At 76.3% G+C, this 2,652-nt stretch carries 2 protein-coding genes and 1 pseudogene; all 3 read right to left on the reverse strand.

Features of this window, described 5'->3' with window-relative positions; translation table 11 throughout:
• Nucleotides 1-642, reverse strand: a pseudogene (locus AC51EU_RS29355) (hypothetical protein); the annotation flags it as partial.
• A 223-nt stretch (nucleotides 643-865) separates the two neighbouring features.
• Nucleotides 866-1,333: a DUF6113 family protein gene (locus AC51EU_RS29360; RefSeq protein WP_496270131.1), complete on the reverse strand. Its 468-nt coding sequence runs from the start codon at nucleotides 1,331-1,333 to the stop codon at nucleotides 866-868.
• Complete coding sequence (mshB, locus tag AC51EU_RS29365) at nucleotides 1,330-2,346, reverse strand: N-acetyl-1-D-myo-inositol-2-amino-2-deoxy-alpha-D-glucopyranoside deacetylase (protein ID WP_496270132.1); 1,017 nt, start codon at nucleotides 2,344-2,346, stop codon at nucleotides 1,330-1,332. The genes AC51EU_RS29360 and mshB overlap by 4 nt, the downstream gene beginning before the upstream one ends.
• Nucleotides 2,347-2,652 lie beyond the last annotated feature (306 nt).

Genomic DNA, 2,652 nt, shown 5'->3' on the forward strand with positions numbered 1-2,652 from the left:
CGGGGACGCCTGCTTCGCCGGAGGGGTGTCGAACGGCGAGGGGCCGCCCTCGGGGGCCGTGGTGCCGTCGGCCGGGCCGTCGGAGAAGAACGGCAGGTCGGGGCGGGACGAACGGGCGCCGCCCGGGGCCGGGGAGGCGTGCGTGCCCGTGGTGGACGCCGACGCGGAAGGGGCCGGGGAGGCGGCCGGGGCCGGCGCCGCGGGGGTGGCGGGCTTGCGCGGCGAGAACCAGTCGCTGGTCTTCTCGGCGGGCTTCCGCTCCGGCGCGGGCTTCTCCGCCGCGGCCGCCGGGGCCTGGGGCCTGGGGGTGCTGCCCGTGCTCTCGGTGCGCTCGGGCGTACGGGCGGGGCTGTCGGAGGGCTTTCCCGAGCCGTCGGAACCAGCCGATCCGTTCATGCCGGACTCCTCACCGACGGGCTTGCGCACGACGACCGGCGGGATGGGGCGGGACCCCGGAATATTGATCTTGATCCGCGTGGTCAGCGTGGTCTCGGTCTTCTGCTCCTCCGGCCGCGCGGCGGCACCGGGCGACGCCCCGTCGGCTTCCCCCCTGGGTGTGCCGTACGGCGGGGTACCCGACGGGTAGGCGGCACCACCGCGAGCCCGGGGGCCGGAGGACGAACTGTCAGATGTGCGACTCAAAGCAGGTTCTCCCGGTTGGCTCCGCCGCTCGTCAGAGATGATCCCGGGCCTTCGGGCCGGGGGGCGCCCCCAGGGCGGCGCGGCGGCGCGCACCACCATACTGGCCGCGACCGGAGGCCACCCGGCGAGCGGGGGACGCCCCCCGCGGCGGGCACTCCCCCCGGGCCGGAAACGATCACGCCGGTCCTGGCTCCATGTGTCCGGGTATGGGCACCGTCATCCGTCAGCTCCTCCGGTGCGATTCCCACGCCCGCCGCTGCGCCACGGTGGCGCAGATCACAGCCACCACCATGCCCCCGAGCAGGAAGAGATACGAACCGAGCCCCCCGCCGAAGAGGAAGTCACCCTCCGGACGGGCGGCGCTCAGCAGCCAGAACACCGTCATCAGCCAGGCCGCGCCGGGCACCAGCGCCCCGGCCGCGCCCCCGGTCGCGGTGGCCCCGCCGTGGAAGAGTCCGCCGAGGGCGAGCAGCGCCAGCAGCAGCCCGCCGGGGAACCACGCGGCCTGGAGGAGCGTGCCGGCCAGCGCGGTGAGCACCCCGAGGACCAGCAGCAGGACGAACACACCGATCCGGCCGGGGGTCAGGGGCGCGGGCGCGCCGGCGGGTGTCCCCGCGGAGGCGCCGCCGCCCTTCGGTGCCGGTGTGCCGCCGCCGGTCGTGGCGCGGGTGCGCTTCTGTGCCGCGCTCATCCGGCCGTCTCCTCGCGCTCGGCGCGGGCCCGGCCGCCGTCCCCGGAAATCTGGCCGGATTCCGCCGCTTCCGGAACGCCGCCGTCCCCGTCGAGCCCGGCGAACAGATCGTCCTCCCGCGCCCCTCCGGGCACCCCGGACACACCCCGCACCAGGCGGTAGTGCTCCTCGGCGAACAGCGGCTGCCCCAGGTCGTTGGAGAGGGCGAAGAACGCGCCGTCCACCGCGATCTGGGTGGCGTGGGCGCGCATCGCCGCCGCCTTCGCCGCCGCGTGGACGCCGTCGCCGGTGATGCTGGCGGTGACCTCGTCGTCCGCCACCACACCCGGCACATCGTCCACCGCGGCCACACCGGCGAAGGAGTGGCCCGCGGCGCGGAGCCGGGCGAAGCCCTCCTCGACCACCGAGCGGGGGTTGCAGTTCCAGTAGATCTTGCCGATGGTGTGCGCCGGGCCGAGGTCGGGACGGACGTCCGGCCGGGCGGCGAGGTCGGCGGCGCGCATGGCGACGCGGTGCGCCTGGATGTGGTCGGGGTGCCCGTATCCGCCGTCCGGGTCGTAGGTGACGAGCACCTGGGGCCGGACCTCCCGGATCACCGCGACCAGATGGGCGGCCGCCTCGTCGACGGGGGCCCGCCAGAAGGCGTTCGGGCGGTCGTTCTGGGGCGCGCCCATCATGCCGGAGTCGCGGTAGCGTCCGGCGCCGCCGAGGAAGCGGTGGTCACTGACGCCGAGGGCGGCCATCGCCGCGGCCAGTTCGCCGACGCGGTGGGGTCCGAGGGTGTCGTCCCGGTCAGGCGCGAGATGGGCCAGCGCGGGCGGGATGACCTCGCCCTCCTCACCGCGGGTGCAGGTCACCAGCGTGACCCGCGCGCCCTCGGCCGCGTACCGGGCCATCGTGACGCCGTTGTTGATCGACTCGTCGTCCGGGTGCGCGTGCACCAGCAGCAGACGGCGCGGCGGGACGGGGCTCGGTGGCGCGGGCGGTGGCGCGGGACGGGCGGGGTCGGTCATGGGGACAGCCTACGAGCCGCCCGCACGGACCCGCGCACACGCTCCCGCACCCTCCGGTACGTGCGTACGCCTCCGGGCCCGGCCCTGATACGCCCTGGGTACCGCCGCACGCCCCCGGGAGCACGACGGGCGACTCCGTCGTGCTCCGTACGTCTCCCGGCCCGGGTGCGGCACCTTCACGCTGGGCGCTGCCTTCGAAGTGGCGTCGTCCGCCGGAGGGCGGGCCTGGCGGCGTCCGGTGCGTGCGCTCGCGAGGCGGAGGGCCGTCCGGCCGCGCACCGGCGGAAGAACGCCGGGACCACCGCG

The sequence above is a fragment of the Candidatus Streptomyces philanthi genome (assembly GCF_059553635.1).

Coding starts and splice junctions, on each gene's coding strand:
- AC51EU_RS29360 (WP_496270131.1), bottom strand. CDS start 1,333: ATGAGCGCGGCACAGAAGCGCACCCGCGCCACGACCGGCGGCGGCACA.
- mshB (WP_496270132.1), bottom strand. CDS start 2,346: ATGACCGACCCCGCCCGTCCCGCGCCACCGCCCGCGCCACCGAGCCCC.